Here is a 23,963-nt window from a genome sequence, read left to right as displayed (position 1 = left end):
GCCTCAGGACGCGGCACCACCCACCACCCCCTTTTCCCGCCCCCGTCCCATCCCCATACTCCCCTGCCTGTCCCACCCTGAAGGAACGGCATCGTGAGCCAGGAAACCCGTAAGTTCGAAGCCGAGGTCGCGCAGGTCCTGCACCTGGTGACCCACTCCCTCTACTCGCACAAGGAAATCTTCCTGCGCGAGCTCATTTCCAACGCCTCCGACGCGTGCGACAAGCTGCGCTTCGAGGCGATCGCGGATCCCTCCCTGACCGACGGCGATGCCGAACTGCGCATCCAGGTGACCTGGGATCCGGACGCACGCACGATCAGCATCCGCGACAACGGCATCGGCATGAGCCGCGAGGACGTCGTGGCCAATATCGGCACGATCGCCAGCTCCGGCACCCGCCGCTATCTCGAAGCGCTGTCGGGCGAGCAGAAGGCGGACGCCCGCCTGATCGGCCAGTTCGGCGTCGGTTTCTACTCGGCATTCGTCGTGGCCGACAAGGTCACCGTCATCACGCGCCGCGCGGGTCAGCCGACCGAGGCCGGCGTGCGCTGGGAAAGCGACGGCAAGGGCGAGTACTCGCTCGAGGACACGAACGTCACCGAGCGCGGCACCACGGTCGTGCTGCACCTGAAGGCCGACGAGGACGAGTTCCTCAACGCCTGGAAGCTCCGTTCGCTGGTGACCAAGTATTCGGACCACGTGGCGTTCCCGATCCGCATGCCCGCCGAGAAGGACGGCAAGCCGGACCCGACCGAGTGGTCGAACGTCAACTCGGCGTCCGCGCTGTGGTCGCGCCCGAAGAGCGAGATCACCGACGAGGAATACAAGGAGTTCTACAAGTCGTTGGGGCACGACTTCAACGATCCGCTTGCCTGGAGCCACAACCGCGTCGAAGGCTCGCAGAGCTTCACCACGCTGCTCTACGTGCCGGAACAGCCGCCGTTCGACCTGATGATGGGCGGCCGCGAGGAGCGCAAGGGCCTCAAGCTCTACATCAAGCGCGTCTTCATCATGGACGCCGCGGAGGAACTGCTCCCGAACTACCTGCGCTTCGTGCGCGGCGTGGTGGACGCCGACGACCTGCCGCTGAATGTCAGCCGCGAGATCCTCCAGCAGAATCGCCAGCTCGAGCGCATCAAGAGCGCCTGCGTGAAGCGTGTGCTCGATGTGCTCGAGAAGATCGCCCGCGACGAGCCGGAAAAGTTCGCGACGTTCCTCGCCGGCTTCGGCAACACGCTGAAGGAAGGCATCGTCGAGGACACTGCCAACCGCGAGCGCATCGCGAAGCTGCTGCGCTTCGCCTCGACGAAGGGCGACGGCGCGGCGAAGACGGTTTCGTTCGACGACTATATCGGCCGCATGGCGGTGGGACAGGACGCCATCTGGTACGTCACCGCCGATAGCTACACCGCCGCCGCGGGCAACCCCGCGCTCGAGGCGCTGAAGGCGAAGGGCATCGAAGTGCTTCTGATGTCCGACCGCGTCGACGAGTGGATGCTCGGTTACCTCACCGAGTACGAAGGGAAGCGTCTGCGCAACGTGTCCAAGGGCGAGTTCCCGCTCGACGAGGCCGACAAGGCGAAGCAGGAAGCCGCCACGGCCGAGGCCGCGCCGCTGATCGAACGCGCGAAGTCGTTGCTCGGCGATCGCGTGAGCGACGTGCGCGTGTCCGCGCGCCTGACGGATTCGCCGTCGGTGCTCGCGCTGGCCGATTTCGACCTCGCCCCCCACCTGGCGCGCCTGCTGCGCGAAGCGGGCCAGGACGTGCCGGCGTCGAAGCCGGCGCTGGAACTGAACCCGTCGCATCCGCTGGTGCAGCGTCTTGCCGGCGAAGCCGACGACGCGAAGGCTGGCGACCTCGCCAGCCTGTTGCTCGAGCAGGCGGAGATCACCGCGGGTGCTCAGCTCGCGGATCCCGCGGGCTTCGTGCAGCGGATGAACCGGGTGCTGCTGGGGTAAGCGCGAGACCCTCCGCGCTCCGCGAAAAGCGGTCGCGGCCGGGTCCGCTCCCTCGCCGTTGTGGAGCGGACCTGGCCGCGACATCTCCTCGCGAGGCGCCACAGGCCCACCGGTCTCACAGCCACGTCACCCCAAGGACGACCGCCTGCCTGCTATCGTCCCCGCCCATGTCCGCGCTCCTGATCCTCTTCCTCTGCCTCGCCCTCGGCATCCTCGCGCGCCGTTTCGCGACGCTGCCGGACGGCATCGTGCCGGGCATCAACTGGTGGGTGCTCAACATCGCGCTGCCCGCGCTGGTGCTGGCGCTCGTTCCCCACGTCACGATCGACGTGAACCTCTGGTTCCCCGTCGTCGGCATGTACGTGACCTTCTTCGGCGCCTGGGCGCTGTTCGCCACGCTGGGCCGGCTCTTCGCGTGGAGTCCCCAGCGCATCGGCTGCCTCACGCTCGTCTGCGGCCTGGGCAACACCTCGTTCATCGGCTATCCGATGATGGAGGCCTTGCACGGCAAACCCGGCCTCTCCATCGCCGTCATCGCCGACCAGCTCGGGTGCTTTCCGATGCTCGCCGCGGGCGGCATCGTCGTGGCGTCGATGTACTCCGGGCGCGGCGCGAGCGCCGCGTCGATCGTCCGCCGGGTGCTGACGTTTCCCGCGTTCGTCTGCCTCGTGATCGGCGTGACCGTCGGCCTCCTCGGCGGCTGGCCGGCGATGGTCGAGAAGGTGTTGCTGCAGATCGGCCAGACGCTGACGCCGCTCGCGCTGTTCTCGGTCGGCCTGCAATTCCGCCTGCACCTGCGTCGCGGGCAGGTGGGGGCGCTCTCCGCCGGCCTGGCGTGGAAGCTGCTGCTCGCACCGCTGCTGGTGCTCGGCATCGGCGTGGCGGCCGGCGTCGGCGGCCTGACCCTGACCGTCGGTGTGCTGCAGGCGGCGATGGCACCGATGATTTCCGCGGCCATCCTCGCCGACCGGTACGACCTCGAGCCGCAACTCGCCAACACCGTGCTCGGCGCCGGCATCCTGCTCTCGCTGGCGACCATTCCGATCGGCAACCTCTTCCTCCCCGCGGCGTAAGCGGGGCTTGCGATCGCCCGGGCCGACCCTATCACTCGAAGATGACCGATACCTCGACGACCTCCGGCGTTCGCGCCGACGTGTGGCTCTGGGCCGCACGCTTCTTCAAGACCCGCAGCCTCGCCAAACAGGCGATCGACGGCGGCAAGGTCGAACTCAACGATGCCACCTGCAAGCCGGCCAAGGCGGTGCAGGTGGGTGACACGCTGCGGATCACCCGTGGGGAGGAGCGAATCGTCTGCACCGTGACGGGGCTGTCGCAGAAGCGCGGCCCGGCGCCGGAGGCACGCAAGCTCTACGCGGAGACGGAGGCCAGCGTCGCCGAGCGCGAACGCCAGCGTGAAGACCGCCGCCTGACCGGCGGCGCGTTGCTGCGCCCGGACGCGCGTCCCGACAAGCGCGATCGCCGGCTGATCCAGGATCTGAAGAAGACGCTCTGAAGACGGAGGTCGCGGCGGTCCCGTGCGCCCTATCGCCGATACGATCGGCTCCCACCCTCCGGTAGTCGCCCCACCGCAAGCCCGCTACCGGAGGGGTAGGAGCCGATCGCATCGGCGATCCCGCGTAGCGGGCCAAGGGCCGGTGTAGCCAAAAAAACAGCCCCCGCGAGTCCACCCCGGGCTGCTGACGCGGGATGGGGCGGGGGCTGTCGCGGGCCGTTGGATGGAGAGTCGTCTTGCCCGCTTGAAGCCGGTGCGCGTTCGGCGCCGCACCGGAGATGACTATAGGAAACCGGACCGATCGATGGAATTCGTTTGTTCGAATGGCGTCGATAGGCCATCCCAATCGCAAGCGATCCCTTGTAGGAGCGCGCCCTGCGCGCGACATCTTCTGGCGGTGAGCGTCAGGCCCTGAGCTCTTCGCGAAAACATGTCGCGCGCAGGGCGCTCCTACGACCGCATCAGCGCAGCATCTTCTTCAGCTTGTAGAGCTGATCCAGCGCCTCGCGGGGCGCCAGATCGTCCGGATCGAGCGCACGCAGGGCCTCTTCCACCGGCGACGGCAGCGGCGGCGCGAACAGGCCCATCTGCGGGGCCGCGGGCACCGGCGCGGCGACCGCGGCGGTCACCTCGTGTCCCTGTTCCAGCGCGGCGAGGTAGCGCCGCGCATCCGCGATCACCGTCTTGGGCAGCCCCGCCAGCGCGGCCACCTGAAGGCCGAAGCTGCGGTTCGCCGGGCCGTCCTTGACCGTGTGCATGAAGACCAGTTGCTCGCCGTATTCCACGGCATCCAGATGCACGTTCGCGATGGTGCGGAACTCGCCCGCGAGCTCCGTGAGCTCGAAGTAATGCGTGGCGAACAGCGTGAACGCGCAGCTGGTCGCCGCCAGGTGCACGGCGGCGGCGCGCGCGAGCGACAGGCCGTCGTACGTGCTGGTGCCGCGGCCCACCTCGTCCATCAGCACGAGGCTGCACTCGGTGGCGTTGTGCAGGATGTTCGCCGTCTCGCTCATCTCCACCATGAAGGTGGACTGGCCGCGCGACAGGTCGTCGCCCGCACCGATACGCGTGAAGATCCGATCGATCGGGCCGATCGTCGCGCCCGACGCCGGCACATAGCTGCCGACGTGCGCGAGCAGCACGATCAGCGCGTTCTGGCGCATGTAGGTGGACTTACCGCCCATGTTCGGGCCGGTGATCACCAGCATGCGGCGGCTCTTGTCCAGCGCGAGATCGTTCGGCTCGAACGGCTCGTCGCGCACCTTCTCCACCACGGGGTGACGGCCGCGGTCGATGCGAATGCCGGGCACGTCGGTGAGCTCCGGTGCGGCCCAGTCGAGGGCTTCGGCGCGATCGGCGAGATCCGCCAGGACGTCCAGCTCCGCCATCGCGGCCGCGCCGATCTTCAGCGCCGGCAGCCGCTCGATGAGCCGGTCGAGCAGCAGCTCGTACAGCGCGCGCTCGCGCATCAGCGAGCGCTCCTTCGCGGAGAGCACCTTGTCCTCGAACTGCTTGAGCTCTTCGGTGATGTAGCGTTCGGCGTTCTTCGTCGTCTGTCGGCGCGTGTAGTGCTGCGGGGCCTTGTCGGCCTGCGCCTTCGTGATCTCGATGTAGTAGCCGTGCACGCGGTTGTAACCGACCTTCAGCGTCGGGATGCCGCTGGCCGCCTTCTCGCGTTCTTCCATGTCGACCAGGAACTGGTCCGCGTTGGTCGAGAGGCGCCGCAGTTCGTCGAGTTCCTCGTCGTAGCCTTCGGCCAGCACGCCGCCGTCGCGCAGCAGCACGGGCGGCTGCGCGATGATCGCGCGCGCCAGGAGATCGGCCGTCTCGGCGTGATCGCCGATGCGGTCGACGAGGCCGTGCAGCAGCGGGCTGTCGAGGCCCGCGATCTCCTCGCGCAGCAAGGGCGCCGCGGCGAGGCCATCGCGCAGCGTCGACAGGTCGCGCGGACGCGCCGAGCGCAACGCCACGCGCGCGAGGATGCGTTCGAGGTCGCCGACGCCGCGCAGCCGCTCGCGCAGCGACACGTGCCGGCGCGAGTCGATCAGGCTGCCGATCGCCTGATGCCGGGCGCGCAGCACGCCGCGGTCGCGCAGCGGACGGTTCAGCCAGCGGCGCAGCAGGCGCGCGCCCATCGGCGTCACGGTCTCGTCGAGCACGCCGAGCAGCGTGTTGTCGACGCTGCCGCTCTGGTGCGTGTCGATTTCGAGGTTGCGCCGGGTCGCGGCGTCCATCGCGATCGTCTCGCCCGCGTTCTCGACCGCCATGCCCGTCAGATGGGGCAGGGCGCTCTTCTGGGTTTCTTCCACGTAACCCAGCAGGCAGCCCGCCGCGGCGATGGCGAGCGGCATGCCGTCCACGCCGAAGCCGAGCAGGTCGCGCGTGCGGAAGAATCGGCAGAGTTCGCGCGTCGCCGCATCACCGTCGAAATGCCAGGGCTGCCGCTTGCGCAGGCCCGGTAGCGACGAGACCAGCTTCGGCCATGCGACATCCTCGCTCACCAGCGTCTCCGCCGGTTGCAGGCGCGCGAGTTCGGCGGCGAGGCCCTCGGGGGAGGGCACCTCGGTGAGCAGGAACCGGCCGGTCGAGAGATCCACCCATGCGAGCCCGTAGCCCTTCGGACCCGCGGAGATCGCCAGCAGGAGGTTGTCCCGGCGCTCTTCCATCAGTGCCGCGTCGGTGACGGTGCCCGGGGTGACGATCCGCACCACCTCGCGCTTCACCGGGCCCTTCGACGTCGCCGGGTCGCCGATCTGCTCGCACAGCGCGACGGACTCGCCGAGCTTCACAAGCCGGGCCAGGTAGTTCTCCACGGCGTGATACGGGACGCCCGCCATGGGAATCGGCGCGCCGGCCGACTGCCCGCGCTGGGTCAGGGTGATGTCCAGCAGGCGCGCGGCCTTGCGCGCGTCGTCGTAGAACAACTCGTAGAAGTCGCCCATCCGGAAGAACAGCAGGATGTCGGGATGCTCCGCCTTCGCCGCCAGATACTGGCGCATGAAGGGCGTATGCCCTGCGGTGGCGGAGCGGTCTTCTTCAGCGATGGCCATGCGTGTCTTCGGTCGATGCGTGACGGCGCGCCACCCATGGCACGCCAGCCACACATGATAAGCGACCGGGGGAGGGGGTGCCGCCTGGCGCCCAGGCATGAAAAAGCCCACGGAGGGGAGGCCGTGGGCTTTTGGGGTATTCCATCTTCGCACCAGCGGAAGGGGAACCGCCTTATGTGCCTGGGACCGGCGCCATCTCGGCTGCCTTGGGAATAACTATACCGACCGGTTTATGAACTCAGGTTAAGCGGGCCGGGCAAGCCCATGCCAGAATCTCGAATCTTCCGCGAGCCCGCCGAAGGGTGGGAGCCGATCGCATCGGCGATCCGGCCGGCCCCTCCCTAGGACCCTCAGACCGCCAGCGTCGGCACGTTCACCTTCGGCAGCAGCCGTTGGGTGAAGTACTTGTCCTGGTAGTAGCGGATCTTGGTGCACATCACCGGGTGCGGAATGCCCTCGTACAGGAAGACCTCCTTGTCCGGCCCCATGGCCTTCAGCTCCTGCGGCAGCATCAGGGCGCGCTTCTCCTCCGAGTGGCTCTTCGAAACGTCGCCCTTCTTGCTCTTCGTGATGTTCTCCCGCCGCACGGTGGTGTAGCCGAGCATGTCGGAGTAGTCGTTCGCATCCTGCTGCTCGCGCGGCGCATAGACGATCTGCAACGCGTGGTTGGTGATGACGGTGCGCGAGACATCCTTGCCGTACACCGCGTCCAGCTGCGCCATGCTCTGGATGATCGGCAGCAGGCGGATGTTGTAGCCGGCCATGTACGCGACCGCGGACGCGATGATCTCGACCTTGCCGATCGACGTGAACTCGTCCATCAGGAGCAGGCACTGATGCTTGAGGGCCGGGTTGTTCTCCGGCCGCTCCTTCGTGTTGAGGTTGATCAGCTGACTGAAGAACAGGTTCACGATCAGCCGGCTCTCGGCCAGCTTGTTCGGCTGGATGCCGATGTAGATCGTCATCTTCTTCTTGCGCACATCCGTGAGCAGGAAGTCGTCCGCGCTGGTCGCGGCGTCCAGCACCGGGTTGATCCACGCGTTCAGGGGCTCCTTGAACGTGCCGAGGATCGACGCGAAGGTCTCCGCCGCCTGCGACAACAGGTTGGCGAACGCCGACTGCGCGTTGGCACTCAGGAAAGGCTCTTTCGACAGGCGCGTGTAGAGCTCCCGCAGATCGGTGCCGTCGCCCGAGGACAGCCGGTAGATCATGCCGAGCGTCGGCTTGCTCCGCACGATTTCCGGGCGACCGTGCTTCTCGTCGTCGTCCCACTTCTCGCACAGGTACAGCGAGAACGCCATGAACGCGTTGCGCGCCTGGCTGACCCAGAATTTCTGGTCGTCCGAACCGTCGGGGTAGAGCATCGCCGCGATGCTCATCAGGTCCGAGACGCGGAACGCCGGGTCCTTCGATACGTAAGTGAGCGGGTTCCAGCGATGCGTGCGCCGATCTTCCGCGAACGGGTTGAACAGGTAGATCTCCTGCCCCTGCGACGCCCGCCAGCCGCTGGTGAGGTCGAAGTTCTCCTGCTTGATGTCCAGGACGACCGTCGATTCCTGGTAGTCGAGCAGGTTCGGAATCACCACGCCCACGCCCTTGCCCGAACGGGTCGGCGCCGCGAGGATCACGAACTGTTGCCCGGGCAGGCGCACCAGCTGGCCGCCGAACTTGCCGACGAGGATGCCGTTCGGCGACGCCGAGAGCATCTTTTGTTTACGCAGATCGGCCGCGGTCGCGAAACGCGCGTCGCCATGGATCGCCTTGGCCTTGCGCTTCATGAGCAGGTAGAGCGCGAACAGCCACGCCACCATCGGCAGCAGGAAGCCGACGATACCGGCGGTCTCGATCCGCCACGCGTAGGGCTGAACCTGTGGATGGTTCAGCGCGCGGATGTAGCTGAGATAGGTACCCCATCCCGTCGGCACGTCCGGGAGGCGAAGAAACGCCAGCGTCAACCAGCCCGCGAAAAAGTTACCGACCACCAGAGCGACGACGCCTAGCACCGCCGCCCAAAATCCCTTGTTCTTCATCATGCGTGAATCTGCCTCGATCCTTGTGGTGTTTGATCGAACGTATCGAATGTTCTATGCAGAGCGAAGGAGCGGACCCGGACGCGACCTCGTTTCGCGAACGCCCTTCGGGACATGCATCAAGCCCGCCCGGGGACGGGCGCCGGCGGCTCCGGCGAGACCTGCTGGCGCTGCGCCTCGGCCACCTGGCGCTGTTGTTCGGCGACCGTTTTCCAAGCCTCGGAGCTTTGCTCGACCGGTGTCTGCAAGGCCTGCACGGTCGGCACCTCGGTGACGCGTTTCAGTGGCGAATCCATGGAACCCTGCACGGCGTACAGGCGTGACGCGTCGGCGCTGAGGACGGCGTGATCGATGCGGTCCAGCCCATCGCGGCGCGCGGCTACCGTGAGCACGGCCGCGGCGTTGCCGCTGCGTTCGTCGGAGGCTCGCCCGTGCTGCGCGTCGAGCCGACCGATAGCGCCGTGAGCCTGCTCGAACAACGCGTGATCCGGGTGCGACGGGTGATCGATCCGCGGCACATCCTTCTTGTCGTGATCGAACCACGAACCCGGGTGCGTGATCGTGTCCCATGCACCGCGCGCCTTGTCGCCGATGGCATGCACGCCCTCGGCGATATCGTCCCTGACGTGCTCGAAGGTTTCCTTCACCTCGTGCGCGGCCTCGCCGATGGCGTGTTCGATGGTGTGCACGCCGTCGCGGACCGCGTGGGCCACGGAACGCCCCGCGTCGATCGCCCCCTCGATCGCGTGCTTCGGCACTTCCCACGGCGCGGAAAGACCCTCCCGTAGCGCCATGACATCGCCGCGGTAGCGATCGATCATGGTGTCGTGCGCGCGGTACCTTGCCTGGTTCTCGGGGGAGATGATGCTCTGGCCCAGCAGCTTGCTGTCTGGGACGAAGTTATCGATCGCATGCGCGTCGAAATCCGTCGCCTTGAGCGGGTTGCGCAAGCTGAGCGGTCCGCCGTCGTCGCGGTAGCCCGCCTTGCCGAGCGTATCGATATCCTGCTGCGCGGCGTAAACGCGCACCTCACCAAAGTGCGGGCTCGCGGCACTGACGAGGTCGCCGGCCCGTACGTGGTCGATGACCTGATTGCCACCATCGGGCACACCGAACAGACTGCCCGCGCCATAGGCATTGAACGTTTCGCCACGCAGGCCGTATTTCGCGGCATTGATCTCAGCGAGCGTGCCGCCGAGGGAGTGGCCGGTGACGGTTACCGTGATCGCTTCGGCTCTGTTCCCCTGTTGTTCCTTGGCGGCAGTAAGAACCCGCTCGGTGAACGCGGCAGCATCATGTTGCTGGCCATTCAAGCCAAGTAACACCATGCCCGCATCGACACCTCCGTCATGGACCGGCTCCCTATCGAACTCGGTGCCGCGGTAGGCGATGACGATCTCGCGCGTATCCTGCCGCTGATACGCCGTTCCCTGAAAGCCGGTGGCCGGGTTATTTTCCGTCGCGATCGCCGCATAGCTCACGCCGCCGAGCGTGAAGACTTTGTTCAGCTCGGGATCGCGGTAGCTCTCTTGCGCAAGCAATGCATAGTCCGTGGACCGCATGCTCACGGCGACATCTCCGTCGCCTTCAGAGTGATGGAGAATGTCTCGTCGGGCTTCTTGTATGCGTTACGTGTATCCGCGCCGATCTCGATTCGGTTGACCTTCGCATCGCGGTAGTCGCCGTTTGCAAACCAGCGCTTCACCGACCCGCGCTCGAAGATGTCCTTGTGCATGATCGCCGGGCTGAACCGCACGGGGCCGTGCACGAGACTCGCGCTGGCGCCCACGACCGACCAGCGGCACACCCCTTGACCGAAATAATCCTCATCGAGAAACCGGTCGGCGTAGAAGAATGCCTTGTAGACGTTACCGCCCACATGTTCGAACGTCAGTGGCGCATCGGCCTGCGGTTCCACCGTGGCGCCGCTGAACGGCGTCAATGGAACGCTGTTCGGATTGCTGACGTGGTAGTCCACATGCCCCTCGATCTTCTCGAAGGGACCCGGCGCTCCTTCCACCGTCATCGTGATCTCATAGCGCATCTTCGGATGAGGATTGAGCTTGATGTCCGGCTTGTTCATGGGTGCACCGTGGGCCTGAAGGGAAAGGGCGAATAGCGTGGCGAAGGGTAGGGCGAGTCGTCGTGACATGGCGCTCTCGTGCTCCTATCGGCTGAAACTCGGGCCGGCGTGGCCCTGTGTGGGTTCAGCGGGCGACTGCACCAGGGCGGCCGTCGCCGCTCTGGCCTGCATGTCCCGGTCGTCCGCCCGCTGCCACGCGTCGCTGCTCTGCGCGACCGTCGTCGAGATGCCGAGTTCAGTGGCGACCGTCGCTACTTTCTTGTGCGGATCGCTTTCGCTGCCCTGCACGGCGAAGGCCCAGCTGGCATCCTTGCTCAGCTTGACGCTGTCGATATGCGACATCCCTTGCTCCCGTGCCGCGGCGGTCAGCGCGGCGGCGAGATTCGCGCTGAGCTGATCCGGCTGACGGCCCACCTCGGCGTCCAGCTTCTCCACGTCGAACAGCGCAGTCCTGAACATGCCATAGGCAGGGTGGGTCGGCTCGTCGAGGCGTGCGTTCCGGGTTGGCGTGTCGTACAGGTCTCCTCGATCCGTCAACAGAGGCGATGTGAGGGGACTGGCATAAGCCGCGACGCGTGTCGCGTCGCTGAGCCGTTCGCCGATGCCGTTACCCACAACGCGCAGGTCGTTCCCAAGGGCACTGGCGTGCCCGGCGAGATAGTCGTGAGTACGGTCCGCCGCGGTCTGCGCGCCGTCGCCAAGAGCGTGGCCGAAGCGTCCTGCCTCATCGAAAACGTGGCCGGCACCGGAGGCGACGCCCAGGCCAAACGCTTCGGCACCGTGCTCCACGTGTCGGGCGGCGCGCGTAACCGTGCGATGGACCTCCCGGCCGATCGCATCCGGCACCTCCCAACTCAACGACGCGCGCTCCCGGATGAAATGGATGTCGGACCGGTACATGTCCACCAGCGATTGATTCGCTCGGTAACGAGCCTGCGACTCGGGCCCGAGGATCGATGCGCCGTTGATGGCGTTGCCGTCGACGAAGTTATCGATGCCGTGCGCCGCGAAATCCACAGACCTCACCGTGGTGAGGTGGCTCTGCCGGTCGTGCGCGGTGTAGCCGGATAATTTCAGTCGGTCGATGTCGCTCTGCGTGGCGTACACCTTCACCGTGCCGACGTGATCGGCCGCTGCGCAGACAGGATCGCCGGCGCGGCAGTGATTGACGATGCGGCCGCGGCCCTCGTGAAGGTCGGGATCGAGATTCTGGGAGCCGTACGCATTGAACGTGTGGGCGTCGAGGCCGAACTTCGCGGCGTTTAGCTGGGCGAGGGTGCCGCCGAGGGAGTGGCCGGTGACGGAGACCTCCGAAGTGACGCCCGTCTGTTGACGGTGCTGGTGCACCTGATCCAGGACTTGTCGGGTGAAGGATTCAGCCGCGGCACGCTGTGGATTGACGCCGGCAAGTACCATTGCAGCGTCAACGCCGCCGTCGCGGAGAGGTTCGCGGTCAAGCTCAGTCCCCCGATAGGTGATGACGATATCAGACCAGTTTTGGGTTCGATAGGCAGTCCCTTGGAAGCCGAATGGGGAGCCCTCGCTGGTATCCAGGACAGTGAATGCCTCCCCACCCAACTCTACTTCCTCTTTCCTCTGCCTCGCGGTGTATGAGTCTCTGGCTAGCAAGGCGTACGAGTCTGCTGAGCGCGTCATTGCCGCACCTCTCGCGCAACGACCGAGATCGTGAACAGGTCATCGCGGTTAGGATAGATCGATGGCGTGATGGACCCGCCTTCAGCGAATCCTGTTTCCTTCGATCTTAGCCAGCTTCGCGGGTAGTAAATGAGGATATGGCGTCCCTCGAACATGTCCTTGGAAATGAGCGAGGAAGTGAGCTCCTTGCCCTGTCGTTTCCAAACCAGCGTGGTCGCGGTCAGCGCCCAATGACACACGCCATGTCCAAAGTAGTCCTCGTCAAGCAATGCGTCTGGATACGCTGTGACCTGATACGTGGAGCGGTCGATCGGACGAGTCGTGAGAGGAATGACTTTGTTCGGAACCTTTCTCACGCCAGACACAGGCACACGCGGCGCGCACGCCTCGTTCGTTACCTGATACGAACCGATCGCTTCTACGCTATCGAAGGCGACCGAGGGATCATCCACTGTGTACGTGATCTCATACCGCATCGACGGGTCAGGATTCAGATGAATATTCGGTTCCACGTTTCCACCACAAGCTGCGAGTGAGAGAAACAGGCCAGGGACGGTGACCTGCACGAAACGCCGTAATAGTCCTTTCAGGACAGAGCGGCGTGGTGCGATCGGGACGTATCGCGTTACGGCTTTATCGACAAAAGCCAGCACCCGCTTTGCGAGTCGGGCGTAGTCCGTCGAGCGCATGCTCACGGCCTCCGCCCCGTCGCCTTGAGCGTCACCGAGAACGTGTCGTCCGGCTTCTTGTAATCGGAGCGCTTCTCCGTCCCGATGTCCGGCCCGCTAAGAGGTGAGTCGCGATACGACTGGTTTGCGAACCAGCGTCGGCTTTGTCCCTGCTTGAAGACATCGTCGACGACGATCGCCGGGCTGAACTTCGCCTTGCCATGCAGGAGGTTCGCACTCACCGCCACGAGCGACCAGTGGCATGTGCCTCGGCCGAAATAGTCCTCGTCGAGAAAGCGGTCCGCGTAGACGTACGCCCTGTACGTCGTGTCGTCGACGCGCTCGAACTCGATCGGCGTGTATTCCTGAGGCTCGACGGTGGCACCGGTGAACGGTGTCAACGGGACGCTGTCGGGATTGCTCACGTGATAGTCGACGCGGCCTTTGACGGACTCGAAGCCGCCGGGCGCTCCCTCCACCGTCATCGTGATCTCGTAGCGCATCTTCGGACGAGGATTGAGCTTGACGTCCGGCTTGTTCATGGATGCACCGTGGGCCTGAAAGGAAAGGGCGAACAGCATGGCGAAGGGTAGGGCGGATGCCTTGGTCATCGCGTTCTCACGTTGCCGTTGTCCGTGGTGCGTTACCGTCCGGGGCTCCGGTTCCGCCACGGTGTCGTCAGAGCCCGGGACTGGCGTCGGCAGGATCACGCATCGCCGACCGGCTCGCGGGTGTCGCGGCGCTCATGCCACCCTTCGAGCAGACACGCTCATACATCTTCGCCGAGTAGCTCTTGAAGCATTTTCGGTCGATGACGCGGTACTTGCCACGTTGTGGATCCGTCGGAACCCAGCAGTCTTCCGGAACGCCTAGCTTGCAGAACACGAATGGATTGTTGCCGTAGTAAGGGATGAACTCATAGTGGCCCATTTGCGCGAACGCGGATGGGCAGAGGCCGATCGTCATGATCATCGCCATGAGCTTTCGCATATTCACTCCTTCCTCCTTTCGACAAGCGGACGTGACTACTGCTTTGTGGGCAGACTGCACGCCGAATAGTAGACCTCGCACTTGCTATTCCCACGCCGGCATCCTTGCATCGCACTTTCCTCGGCTTCCGCCTTCGTCGCGCCCATCTGGATTTCCCTCGTCGTAACCCCGAGGACCATCGCGACACATCCGTTGACAAGAGCGATGTCGATCTTGCAATCCTGCCCGCCCTTCGCCTCGCAATCCGCCAGGGCGTCACGGATCGCGCTTTGATTCGTGGTCCGGTCGACCGCCGAACCAAGAATCCCCAGGTGCGAATCGGTGGCGATGGCCTGATAGTGATTTGTCCAGCGGACCGTGGGTACCGACATCTGTTGGTTCTGCTCTCCCGGAATGGGTACGCACGCCTGCCAGCCCTGACCGCCCTGAGGATATTGGCCAGGTGGGCAGCCTCCCTCCGCCTGGGCGGCGGTTGCGAACATGGCGAGCACGAGTGTGAAGAGCAGTGCGGGCAGACGTTTCGTCATTGTCGGGTTCTCGCGACGGATTGCTGATTCTTTATCGCTTCTTGCGTGGGCGCGGGGCCTGCGCCCGTCACCCGATTGGCGAAGCCATCCACGGGCTGCGATCCTGTTTGGCCATTCGTAGCGCCCCGCGCTTCGGGTGACCCGGGAGGTTGACCCTGGGGGCCGGGTCTCGTGCCGACACCGCCGAACACCGTATATGTCAGAGCGCTCCCCAACGTGCCCTGGAAGAACATGGCCGCCATCGGCGGCACCGACACGATGAGGATGCTCAGCAGGAGGCCGATGCCGCCCTGTTGCATGGCGGTACTGGTCAGACCTTCGGTCTTGTCGCCGAGGAGCAGGTGATTGACGATCTTGGCACCCCACATGGCACCACTTACACGAAGGGTGAGTTCGAGCACCATGCTGGCGACGACGCTCAGGAGGGCCATCGAGAAGATGGTGCCGATGCCGTACAAGAGCCAACGACGGAAGAGGTCCTTCGTCTGATCGAAGATCAGGCAAAGAATGAACAGCGGTCCGAGGCCGATGAAGAGAGCGATGGCGAACTGATAAAGCAGAAGCATCGCGCCAGCGGCCATCGGCGGGCTTGCGCTTCCGATGGTGGCGATGAAGGCGGAGCGCTCCTTGGCATTGAGCATCTCGGGGTCGGTGCTCACGACCTTGACGGAGTTGATGGTCGAAAGCGCGATCTGGGTGTAGGCGAGGTTTTCATCGATCGCGCTCGAGGTCCGCTTGTTCTCGTTGCCGGTGAACAGGTAGTGGATTTCCTTGTCGAGCTGCACGGTGAGGAAGTTGTTCAGATCGGTGCTGGCGATCGCCATCGTCGTCGCGGCACCGACGATGACGACGATCCGACCCATCTGGAGGACGATCTCCATCAGCGGTTCGCGCGAACGGCCCGAGACCACGCGGAAACCCTGGACGAGGATCCACAAGGTAACGAGCGTCAATGCGATGGCGCTCGCCCATGTCATCATCCGGCGCATCAGCTCCATGCCGAATGTGTTGATCTCATCGCTGAGATAATCGTAGATCAGCTGAAAGTAAACGTAGTTCGCGATATCTGACATGTCTGACTCGTTCCATGTCATGCAGGCTCGCTGCCATGACCGGGGGTGACCGCGCCGCATCGTGCAGCGCGGGCCGGATTACTTCGTAAGCGCAGCCTTCAGTGCTGCCATGTTCACCAGTGTGCCGAGGGTCGTCGGCTCCTGGCCGTTGATCGCCTGCCTCGACAGGACGCTCTGGCGCCGCTCGAGCATGGCTATCTGCATATCGAGCTGCGCCTGGTTCGTCTGCCAGACTTCACGCGCGTGCGTCATGTCCGCTGCGTACTTGGTGGTGTCCGCGGTGTACGACGACAGCTTTCCCGGCGACTGCATGATCTGGAATATGCGCATGTTCGCCAGCTGCTGCAAAGCGTTGCCCTGCGCGCCGATCTCCTGGAGATACTTGCGCGTGCCCTCGTATTTCTGGTTCTTCGTCAGTTCGATCATGACGCAGACGTTCTGTTGCTGCGTCGTGATGTCGTTCGTGATCGACCCGAACAGGTTGCGAAGGCCGCTCGTGATGTCGCCAGTCACGCCACCACCGGAGGCACCGGGACAGTTCTCCTTGACGCCGAAATCCGCCGGAAGCTTCGGGAATTGCTGCTGAACGGTGAATAGCTGGAAGTTGAGGCTCTGTATCTTGACGAGCTGCTCCTGCCAGAACGCGAATTCGTCGCTCCATTGCTTGAGCGTCTGACCCCAGCGGGCAGCCGTCTGCCCATATTCGATGAGGCTGTTCGAAATCTGGGCGGGATCCGCGACGATCCACTGGGCGCGCGTGGGTGGCGATGCCGTACTGGCGATGGAAGCCAGGGTCGCGCCCAACGCGAGCTTGAGGGTCGTCGTGCGCCACACCCGGGCGCCGGACTTGGGCATATCCATATCTGTCTCCGGAGATGTCTTCATGGCTCAGGCCGCCTGCCTGGAGCGCGAGGGCGTGGGGCTCGACGGGCCCTTGCCGCTGCCTTTGCGATGTTCGTAGAACGTCGCCAGCCACTGCTCGGGCCGCAGGTCGTCCGGCGCGACGCCTTCGGCTTCCGCGCGCACCTTGAGTACGTCGTGCATGATTTCGATGTTGTCGGTCGACGCCGAAATAACGGCGAGAACGTCGTCCATGCCGCGCAGATTGAGCTGGCAGACCGCCGAGGCATGACCCTGCTTCACCAGGAAGCAGCGGGAGCGCTCGTCCAGGCTCACCACGACGTTGTACTCGGCTTCGGTGAGCTTCAGGCCATCCACGTAGTCTTCGCGGCTGGCGTTCGGGTTCGGCAGAAGGATCATCGTCGCCGTCTGTTCTATGAGCGCCGAGGCGATGTCGCTGGCGAGCGCGTCTTCGGGGCTCTGCGTGGCGAAGATTCCCATGCCGTTTTGTTTACGGATGGTCTTCTGCTTGTTCTTCGCGAATTCCTTGAGCCCGCCCTTGCCGTCGAGGATCTTCCAGAACTCGTCCATGACGTAGATCAGGCGGCGACCGTCGATGAGATCCTCGAGTCGGTGCAGCAGGTAGTTGATGACCGGCGCCCGGACTTCCGGATTGTCGATGATATCCGTGTAGTCGAAGCCGATGATGTTGGCGCGACTGAGGTCGACGGTGTCGCGCGGATTGTCGAAGACCCAGCCGAGCGAGTTGCCGGCGGTCCACTTGCGCATGCGGATGAAGAGTCCGTCGTCGCCCAGGTTCGGCAGGCTCTTCTGGAAATTCGTCATGGTGCGCAGATGCATCGGCGTGTCGAGGATGTTCTCGACGGCACGGAAGATGTCTTCCTCTTCGCGGGAGCTATAGATGCTCTTGCCCGCCAGGACCTTGATCAGCTCTCCGAGGAACTGGACGTTCTCTTCGGTGCGTGCGCACTGGAACGGGTTGAAGCCGGTGGGCTTGCCGTTCTCGAGCGCCAGGTAGTTCCCGCCGCAGGCCCGCACGAAGATCTCGGCACCGCGATCCTTGTCGAAGAAGAAGATCGTGGGCGACGGATCGAGCTTCTGCACCTGACTGAGCAGGAAGTTGATCAGGGCGGTCTTGCCGGTGCCCGACTTGCCGATGACCATCGTGTTCGCGATCGCCTTTTCGCCCAGCGAGTTCTCCGCCGGATGGGTGGCATGGAAGTTGAAGAAGTAGGGCTGGCCGTTGGTGGTCTGCAGGGTGGTGACGCAGTCGCCCCACGGATTGCTGTCCCGCTTCCCGGTGGCGAAGTTGTGCAGGGGCGACAGGCCGAGGAAGTTCAGCGAACTGACGTTCGCGAGCCGCGTGCGGTACTTCCAGTTGCCTGGCAACTGCGCGAAGAAGGCGGCCGTGACGGCGAGATCCTCCTTTACCGTCACGAAGCCGGCATTGGACAGTTCGGCGCGCGTGGTGGCGATCTGTTGGGCCAGGGCTTCCTGTGTCGGGGCGTAGATGGCGATCGTGAAGTGATATTCGCCCAGGACGAAATTGCCCGATGCCAGCTGGTCCATGGCGTGGTCCAGCTCGATGATCTGGCTCACGGCCTTGTCCCCCGACGACACCATCATGCCCTTGGTGCGGTCCAGCGCGCGCAGCGCATCCTGCCGACCCATGGGCGTGAACGAGTGCGTGATGACGTACTCGAAATCCAGGAACTTGAGGCCGTTGAGGATACCGGGGTAGGTCGAGTCGACGTATTCCTTCAGATTGAGGATCGCGCCGAAGTGGTTCGTACCGCTCGGTGTCGTGAGCACGAAGTCGCCGGTCTTGGCGGAGAAGCGTTGACGGCTGACGGGCAGGTAGTCGTAGACGGCGGCGTTCAGCACCGGAACGGGCTCGTCGACACGATTGAGGATGAAGCCGAAGAGCTCGAGGACCTCGGAGAACACGATGCCGTTCGAGGCTTCGTACATGCCCAGACGCGTCGGTGCGTAGTCCTTGAGCACCGCCTCGATGTTCCCCGCCAGTTCGAGGACCTGGGCGATGGCGGCGTCCTGCTCGGCTCTCAGGCGTGCGACGTCCGAGCTCTTCTCCGCGAACATCTTCCCGGAGACGATCGGACGGTAGATCATCGTCAGGTAGAGCTCGTTCTGCATGAGCTTCTGTTCGGAGAGCGACGCGAAGTAGGCGTCGGACAACTCCTGGTTGAAGCGCTGGCCGAACTTCGAACGATCGCGGATCGCGCGGCGGCGACGGATGTCGTGCACCCAGAACGCCACGTTGGTGTAGTCGGGCGCACGCAGCGTCTGCAGCATGCGGTTGAAGGTATTGTGGCGGTGTTCGAGCTCCCACTCGTCGCGGCCCACGAACGGAAGTCCACCCAGGCGCCAGGTCAGCAGATAATCGCCGCCGGTCGTCTTGACCACGGAAGGCGATACATGGGCGGATAGCGTGATGTGGACCGAGATGGGAGCGTCTGGAGTGAACATGTCGTCGTTGGCCGGTGGAAACCGAAAGTCCCTGGCCCAGGGGCCAGGGAACCCGTCTTCTATTTCTTCTTTTCCGTTTTCGGATCGCGGTAGTTGTTGGGCGTGAAGACCCACATACCGTCGTGCAGCGGAACGTTCCGGATGCGCGAGCGGAACTGCAGCCGCAGGCCGAGCAGGCGGAAGATCATCTCGTCCCGCCTCGCCATCTGCCGCATCACGAGGATGGCGACCGGAATGAAAAGCAGGAACCAGAGGTTGAAGTACATCCCGAGCAGCAATCCGGTACCCGCGCCCATGAAGAACGGGACGTAGGGAACGCCCATGAACATGGGCGGCCGGGTGCAGCCGCGGAACAGGGCGTTCTTATGCATGGATCTGCAGCAGATGCATCGCGGCGTTCACGGCGTCGATGAGGAAGGCGCCGCCGCTGCTCGAGGTGCAGGCGGTGGCACCGCTGCCGCTGCCGTTGCCGCCGACGACCATCTTCGCGACCTGGGCGGCCGCACCGATCAGCACGCCGCCGCCGAGCGCCGGGGCGACTTCCGCGATGCGCTTATGGGCGAACGCGATCTGATAGCCCGAGAAGATCACGGCGATCGTGACCACGACGATCGACGCGGCATTGAGGAGCGAGTTGATGTTCTCGAAGAATCCGCACACCTTGGTGCCGGTTTCTCCGACCTGCGCGATCGCGATGCCCGGCACCATGAGGGCCGTGAACAGCGCGGCGAGGCCCACGGCGGTCATGACCGGGCGCGTGGACTTGGCAAAGACCTGGGACAGGGAGGGCAGGGACATCTCGTGGTTCCTTATCGGTAGTTCAGGTGTTGACGACGGCGGGTGCCGCCACGCTGGAAGACGGCTCGGCGACGAGCCGCGTCGGGGGTCGCCATGCGCGTGTGGCGAGGGCGATGCATGAGTGGACATCAGAAGACGAACGCATCGTCGTGGCCTCCTGTGCGCAGGTCCGCCGGGTCGCGCGCCGGCGCGGCCTGCCGTGCGGGAGCGCGATTGGACGGCGCGGGTGTTTCTCCGGGCGCGCGCACCTGGGGCACGAAGATGGACGCGTCGCCTTCAGGAGCGGCCGGCGCGCTGCCGGTCGCGTTCGAGCTGATGCCGATCTGTGACATGACGGCGGCCGTGCCGGCGTCGGTCGCGATGCGGCCGGGCGGCGGCGGAGTGGTCGCCTGCGGAATCCGCGGCCCGACCTGCGACATCGCCGCCGCGGTAGCCGCGTCCGTGGCGATGCGGCCGATGGGCCGCGGCGCCCCGGCCGACGCCGGTGCGTCCGCGACCGGCATGGTGGCGTTGCCCGGCGGAATCACGGGCGTCTGTTCGGACGCCATGGCGGGAGCGATCACCGCCGAGGTGGCGGCATCGAGCACCCGGCGCATGGCGATGCGGTAATCCGGGGTATCGGTCTTCAGGCCGTTGACGTCGGTGCCCTTCGCCACCACCTTCACCGGGCCGCGCGGCCGCTCGAGCGGGATGGGCGACGCCGTGCTGACCATGCCGCTGCGCGTCATCGAGTCGTAGATGCGCTGCACGTAGCCGTGCTCGTAACCGGTCGTGAAGTTGCCCGAGTAATAGCAACTGAAGGCCTTGCCCCAGTTTCGGCCCGCGCTTTCGTAGCACTGCGCGAGGATGCGCGAACCCGCTGTCACGTTGGGGCAGTATTCGAAGGCTTTCTCGAACGTGTCGAGGCCGAACTTTCCCAGGTTGGATCGGTTCACCTGGGCGATGCCCAGCGAATAGTTGTAACCGCGCTGCTCGAGCATGCGGACGGTGGCGACGGCCTCGCCGATATTGGTCGGCTGGCGCACGAGACGACCGCCCACGACGCCGATGGCGAAGGGATTGCGGCTCGATTCCACATTGACGACATGCTGCATCACCTCGGCCGGTACGGCGAGGTTCTGACAACCCATCATTTCCATGCCTGCGATCACGTCGTTTCGGGCTCCATTGCCAACTGACCGATCAACCCGCGCCCGCGCCGAGCGCGCGCGACGGGTCGAAGTCGATACCGGTGATGTAGCGCCGGCCGCCATGCGCCTTGATGTGCACGACGATGTCGATCGTCAGCATCAGCAGACGCTTGATCGTCGCGAACTCGAGGCCCGCCCCTTCCGAGGAGGCCTTCACCATCAGCGCGAGCTGGTCCCAGGTCTGTTCCACGCTGCCTGCATGACAGCTTGTGATCGAACCGGGATGTCCGGATGCGCAGTTTCGGATGAAATAGAAGGACTCGTCGCCGCGAAGCTCCGCCAGGATGATCCGGTCCGGCTTCATGCGAAGGCACGCCTCCATGCAGCTCTTGGCGGTGACATTGGCCGCGCTCTGCCCTCCCTTCGAATACAGGAGGTGCACGACGTTCGGCTGTCCGATGAACAGCTCGCGGGCGTCCTCGATCGTCACCAGGCGCTCGTCGTCCGGAATGTGGTTGACGAGCGACTTCATGAAGGTGGTCTTGCCGCTTCCCGTCGCGCCCGCCACGACGATGTTCTTCTTACCGAGCACGGCATGCCGGAAGAAGTCCTCGTAGCGTCGCGCGGAGCGCAGCTCGAGAAGCTCCCGATCGATCTGACTGATGGTGTGGGCGCCCTCGAGGATCTCGTCGAAGAAACCGTCCTCGCTGTACTGCGCGAGCGTGCGCGTCTGCCGGGAGGGCAGGCGGATGGTGATCGAGACACGGCCGGCTTCGCATGCGGGAGGAATCACGAACTGCGCACGTTGTCCCGTCGGAAACGTGAGCGAGACCACCGGGTCGGTATCCGTGATGCGCTGGCCGGTGTTGCTCTCGTTGACCACCGCCGTGCAGAACTGCCGTGCCCGCTCGAAGGTCAGCGAGGGCACCTCCACGCGCTGCCACCCGCCCCGGCGCTCCAGATAGAGCTCGCCGGGGCGGTTGATGCATATCTCGGTGACGTCGGCGGACGCGAGGAAATCCTTCACGCCCAGTACCTCGTACTGGTAGTCGAGGAAATCGCTTCCGACGGCGGCGAGTGCGCTCTCGCTCATGCTCAGTACCGCGCCACGACGCCGGTGAAATCGACGTCCTTCGCCACGTAGATCGCAAGCACCGTGCCCTGGTTGATCGTGACCGTGGCCGGGCGGTTCGCGGCACGGCGTACCGCCTGGTTGGCAAGCTGCTGCACCGTGTCGGCGGTGTTGCTCTCGAACGGACTCTGCGTCACGACGCCGTTGCTGATCTGCGTCTGGCGCGGGCCGTGCTCGGCGGCCTCGTACTTGAAGGCGTCGCTGAGCAGGCTGATCAGCAGGGCCGAGCCGATGCGGCTGCCCCAATGGGCGTCGTAGTGACCTGGGTGGCCCGCGCCGCCCAGCGTATCGATACCCGGGCTGGCCATGTTCACGTCGATTCCCGTCGGCGTGACGATGCGGTCCCAGATCACGGCCACGCGCGGACCGTTAGGCTCCATCTCGTACTTGCCGAGGACCTTGGAACCCTTCGGCAGAAGCATCCGCTTGCCCGTGAACGAGTAGATCGGCTCCGTCACCACGCACGACGTGAAGCCGGGCATGTCGGTGATGATCCTCGTTTCGAGCACGCAGCGAATGAAGGTTCCTCGGACCATCAGGGTGTCCGGGTGCTGCAGCGGCGTGGCCGTGGAGACTTCCGGCAGATCTTTCGCGGTGTACGCGATGTTGTTGGTCGCACTCATCAGCGCGCGCTGCTCGGGCGTCGCGGGTTCGCCAGGCATGCCGGTTCCGGGCATGGTCATGCCAGCTGCGAGACCTGCCGCATAGGGGCCACCCGGCGCGTCGGCGACGGCCTGCGTGCCTCCGTTGGCAGCCGCGATACGGCGTTCCAGCAGCGTCGGCACGTGTGGCGCCGGCGTCGCGGGTTGTTGCGGCTCCGGCGGGAGCGGGGGCACGTCGCGCTGCGGCGGCAACTCCGGGGCGAGGCTGATCGCCCGTGGATCCGTAGCGGGGGCGGTCGCCAGCGACGTGATGGGCGCATCGGGAACCGAGACGGTCTCCTCGCGCGGCTTCGCGACGGGGCTCTTCCCGGTGTCCGAACTGTGGAAAAGCCAGAAGGCGACGACGACCAGGAGCAGGACGATGCCCGCGAGCAGGCCGAGGGCGCTGCGGTTCATCCGGCGCATGTCGCTGCTGGTGAGTTGCGGCGCGCCCCGGTCGAGGTCCGGCTGCGGCGCTTGCCGCTGCTGGTTCAGGTAAGGGTTGCCGGCGAGCGGGTCGCGATGATCGCCCGACGCGTCGGCATGACCGTCTGCACCGCGCGCCTCGTCTTCGGGATGGTGGGGAGTGTTCTGGCTCACTTCTTCGTGTTCCTTCGCAGACCGACGACATTGTTGTCGTGGCGAATGACCAGGTAGGGGTACGTACCGTGGATGACGATCGTGTTTCCTTCGACCGTCGAGTTCACCAGCGAGTCTTCGCCGTGCTCTTTCTCGCGCATGTACACGGTCGGAAAGTTACCCGTCGGAAACTGCTTGAGGTCCGGCATCTTGATGTACGTGAAGCGTCCATCGTCGTAGACATTCGTCGGGACGAGCCACGGCGCGGTCTTGCGGGTCTTCGCGTAGTCGTAGTCGAAGTTGTAGTCACGCCCCTTGACCAGCGAGGTATCCAGCTCGGGCGTTTCCTTCACCTTCTTCGCTTCCGAGAGGAAGCTCGTGTCGGCCGGGTACGTGAACGCGACCTTGTACTGCACGCCGGCGCGTCGCGCCTGCTCGAGGGTTTTCCAGTCGGTGGCGACGACCTTCAGCTCGAGGATGTACGAGTGCGTCGCCGTGCGGATCATCATGTTCGTGTCGACGTCGACGTTCTTCGGCTTGACGTAGAACACGTTGTCGCGTCGCGTCAGGTCCCAGCCGCTGCTGAAACCCGTGCTGTAGTCGAGGATCTGCTCGTTCGGGCTGAGTTCGATCTGCGTCGTGATGCCCAGGCCGGTACGCACCTGGTAGATGCGTTCGGGCTGGTATTCGTACGGCTGCACGGCGTCCGTGGCGGGGCCGGCCATCGCCGTGGATGCGGGAGGCGTGGAATCCATCGCGACCGACGTCGTCGCATGAAACGCGACG

21 protein-coding genes are annotated in these 23,963 nt (G+C 64.9%); 3 read left to right on the top strand and 18 right to left on the bottom strand.

The genetic code is table 11. The features are described 5' to 3' along the window. Positions 1 to 90: 90 nt before the first annotated feature. From htpG to BMW54_RS08440, 3 genes are all read left to right on the top strand, one after another. Positions 91 to 1,959: a molecular chaperone HtpG gene (gene htpG, locus BMW54_RS08450; RefSeq protein ID WP_090054584.1), complete on the top strand. Its 1,869-nt coding sequence runs from the start codon at positions 91 to 93 to the stop codon at positions 1,957 to 1,959. 167 nt (positions 1,960 to 2,126) lie between these two features. Then, positions 2,127 to 3,032, top strand: a complete 906-nt coding sequence (locus BMW54_RS08445) for an AEC family transporter (protein ID WP_090054582.1) — start codon at positions 2,127 to 2,129, stop codon at positions 3,030 to 3,032. A gap of 41 nt (positions 3,033 to 3,073) precedes the next feature. Beyond that, the gene (locus BMW54_RS08440; protein ID WP_090054581.1) at positions 3,074 to 3,472 is read left to right on the top strand and encodes an RNA-binding S4 domain-containing protein; all 399 of its coding nucleotides are present in this window, start codon (positions 3,074 to 3,076) and stop codon (positions 3,470 to 3,472) included. A gap of 461 nt (positions 3,473 to 3,933) precedes the next feature. Here BMW54_RS08440 and mutS read toward each other — a convergent pair whose 3' ends face one another. The 18 genes from mutS to BMW54_RS08350 all read right to left on the bottom strand — a co-directional run bounded on the left by mutS (position 3,934) and on the right by BMW54_RS08350 (position 23,932). Further along, complete coding sequence (gene mutS, locus BMW54_RS08435) at positions 3,934 to 6,522, bottom strand: DNA mismatch repair protein MutS (protein WP_254779164.1); 2,589 nt, start codon at positions 6,520 to 6,522, stop codon at positions 3,934 to 3,936. Positions 6,523 to 6,872: 350 nt separating this feature from the next. Next, positions 6,873 to 8,555 (bottom strand): type IV secretory system conjugative DNA transfer family protein, encoded by a 1,683-nt coding sequence (locus tag BMW54_RS08430; protein ID WP_090054579.1) that lies wholly within the window; start codon positions 8,553 to 8,555, stop codon positions 6,873 to 6,875. Between the two features lie 116 nt (positions 8,556 to 8,671). After that, positions 8,672 to 10,114, bottom strand: coding sequence for an XVIPCD domain-containing protein (locus BMW54_RS08425; protein WP_090054578.1), 1,443 nt, complete (start codon positions 10,112 to 10,114; stop codon positions 8,672 to 8,674). A 2-nt stretch (positions 10,115 to 10,116) separates the two neighbouring features. Continuing rightward, on the bottom strand, positions 10,117 to 10,635 hold the full coding sequence (locus BMW54_RS08420; protein WP_090054576.1) for a hypothetical protein: 519 nt from the start codon (positions 10,633 to 10,635) through the stop codon (positions 10,117 to 10,119). 84 nt (positions 10,636 to 10,719) lie between these two features. Then, complete coding sequence (locus BMW54_RS08415) at positions 10,720 to 12,213, bottom strand: XVIPCD domain-containing protein (RefSeq protein WP_175472810.1); 1,494 nt, start codon at positions 12,211 to 12,213, stop codon at positions 10,720 to 10,722. A gap of 74 nt (positions 12,214 to 12,287) precedes the next feature. Then, the gene (locus BMW54_RS08410; RefSeq protein ID WP_139206070.1) at positions 12,288 to 12,980 is read right to left on the bottom strand and encodes a hypothetical protein; all 693 of its coding nucleotides are present in this window, start codon (positions 12,978 to 12,980) and stop codon (positions 12,288 to 12,290) included. 2 nt (positions 12,981 to 12,982) lie between these two features. Continuing rightward, positions 12,983 to 13,501, bottom strand: coding sequence for a hypothetical protein (locus BMW54_RS08405; RefSeq protein ID WP_139206069.1), 519 nt, complete (start codon positions 13,499 to 13,501; stop codon positions 12,983 to 12,985). Between the two features lie 136 nt (positions 13,502 to 13,637). Then, on the bottom strand, positions 13,638 to 13,949 hold the full coding sequence (locus tag BMW54_RS08400; protein WP_090054570.1) for a hypothetical protein: 312 nt from the start codon (positions 13,947 to 13,949) through the stop codon (positions 13,638 to 13,640). A gap of 35 nt (positions 13,950 to 13,984) precedes the next feature. Continuing rightward, the gene (locus BMW54_RS08395) at positions 13,985 to 14,476 is read right to left on the bottom strand and encodes a DUF4189 domain-containing protein (RefSeq protein ID WP_090054569.1); all 492 of its coding nucleotides are present in this window, start codon (positions 14,474 to 14,476) and stop codon (positions 13,985 to 13,987) included. After that, positions 14,473 to 15,549: a TrbL/VirB6 family protein gene (locus tag BMW54_RS08390; RefSeq protein ID WP_090054567.1), complete on the bottom strand. Its 1,077-nt coding sequence runs from the start codon at positions 15,547 to 15,549 to the stop codon at positions 14,473 to 14,475. The genes BMW54_RS08395 and BMW54_RS08390 overlap by 4 nt, the downstream gene beginning before the upstream one ends. A 78-nt stretch (positions 15,550 to 15,627) precedes the next feature. Next, positions 15,628 to 16,434 (bottom strand): hypothetical protein, encoded by an 807-nt coding sequence (locus BMW54_RS08385; RefSeq protein WP_139206068.1) that lies wholly within the window; start codon positions 16,432 to 16,434, stop codon positions 15,628 to 15,630. A gap of 3 nt (positions 16,435 to 16,437) precedes the next feature. Next, the gene (locus BMW54_RS08380; protein ID WP_090054564.1) at positions 16,438 to 18,897 is read right to left on the bottom strand and encodes a VirB4 family type IV secretion/conjugal transfer ATPase; all 2,460 of its coding nucleotides are present in this window, start codon (positions 18,895 to 18,897) and stop codon (positions 16,438 to 16,440) included. A gap of 59 nt (positions 18,898 to 18,956) precedes the next feature. After that, a complete protein-coding gene (locus BMW54_RS08375) occupies positions 18,957 to 19,268 on the bottom strand; it encodes a VirB3 family type IV secretion system protein (RefSeq protein WP_090054562.1) in 312 nt (103 codons plus the stop codon). Next, positions 19,261 to 19,644: a TrbC/VirB2 family protein gene (locus tag BMW54_RS08370; protein ID WP_254779263.1), complete on the bottom strand. Its 384-nt coding sequence runs from the start codon at positions 19,642 to 19,644 to the stop codon at positions 19,261 to 19,263. The genes BMW54_RS08375 and BMW54_RS08370 overlap by 8 nt, the downstream gene beginning before the upstream one ends. Before the next feature lie 179 nt (positions 19,645 to 19,823). Next, positions 19,824 to 20,834 carry a transglycosylase SLT domain-containing protein gene (locus tag BMW54_RS19155; RefSeq protein WP_175472837.1) on the bottom strand — a complete coding sequence of 337 codons (1,011 nt, stop codon included), beginning with the start codon at positions 20,832 to 20,834 and terminating at the stop codon, positions 19,824 to 19,826. A 43-nt stretch (positions 20,835 to 20,877) separates the two neighbouring features. Next, positions 20,878 to 21,918, bottom strand: coding sequence for a P-type DNA transfer ATPase VirB11 (virB11, locus tag BMW54_RS08360; protein WP_090054557.1), 1,041 nt, complete (start codon positions 21,916 to 21,918; stop codon positions 20,878 to 20,880). A gap of 2 nt (positions 21,919 to 21,920) precedes the next feature. After that, positions 21,921 to 23,198 (bottom strand): TraB/TrbI/VirB10 family type IV secretion system protein, encoded by a 1,278-nt coding sequence (locus tag BMW54_RS08355; RefSeq protein ID WP_090054555.1) that lies wholly within the window; start codon positions 23,196 to 23,198, stop codon positions 21,921 to 21,923. Then, complete coding sequence (locus BMW54_RS08350) at positions 23,195 to 23,932, bottom strand: TrbG/VirB9 family P-type conjugative transfer protein (protein ID WP_254779261.1); 738 nt, start codon at positions 23,930 to 23,932, stop codon at positions 23,195 to 23,197. The genes BMW54_RS08355 and BMW54_RS08350 overlap by 4 nt, the downstream gene beginning before the upstream one ends. Positions 23,933 to 23,963 lie beyond the last annotated feature (31 nt).

Source organism: Luteibacter sp. 329MFSha (assembly GCF_900111665.1).
GTDB lineage: Bacteria > Pseudomonadota > Gammaproteobacteria > Xanthomonadales > Rhodanobacteraceae > Luteibacter.
This window is presented reverse-complemented; position numbering and strand designations above follow the sequence as displayed.